Source organism: Oleiphilus sp. HI0086 (assembly GCF_001635225.1).
In genome coordinates this window covers 1-583 of record NZ_LWFZ01000364.1, presented here as the reverse complement: position 1 = coordinate 583, position 583 = coordinate 1, and the positions used below count along the sequence as shown (strand labels likewise).

Genomic DNA, 583 nt, shown 5'->3' with positions numbered 1-583 from the left:
TGAGTTCACACTCATCGACCAAGCGATAATGCGAGCCCTTGCCCATATGCTGGTTGAGCAGATCAGGAACAAGCTGATGTGTTGCTGGTATGACACAGAGTCGGTAGTTATCGCCATCGTGGGTGATAACGGCTTTTGCCATTTGTTTGGCTGGCACGTTAGCAAGTCTGGCACTAGCTAAACTGGTATGAGATTCAGGGTGTTGAATGAGGTCGTAGTGCACGCCAACGCGCGACAAGTGAGCTTCGATTCTAGGAGCAATAGACATAACAAGCACCTCCATAAAAGCGAGTGAATCATCATTGTAACGCTGCGAAAGGTGTTAGGCCAAGAACCCTTTGTGCTTAGTCGAGTGCGCTATAGGGCAAATGGCTATAGCGCACTATCTATCACCCCATATGGTTTTATTTGTGGTCTTTGCAGGGCGCTTAGCGCTGGTGCTCGTTGTATTGGGCTTATTGCGGTTAATCTTCTTTTTTGGGGAGTCCTGTTTTTTCTGCTCAGTCTTTTTATTCGCTGGTCGCTTATTCTTCGGTACGTAATTTAAAATAGATACGGGCACGACTTTTCTCACAGGGAAGCC

General features: G+C 47.2%; 1 protein-coding gene and 1 pseudogene. Both read right to left on the bottom strand.

Annotated features, from left to right (window positions below; all coding sequences use genetic code 11):
- Positions 1-268 (bottom strand): YbaK/EbsC family protein (locus A3756_RS04690; RefSeq protein ID WP_231875485.1); only part of this gene is annotated, 268 nt, incomplete at its 3' end.
- A 114-nt stretch (positions 269-382) separates the two neighbouring features.
- Positions 383-583 (bottom strand): annotated as a pseudogene (locus A3756_RS28585) (ATP-dependent helicase); the annotation flags it as partial.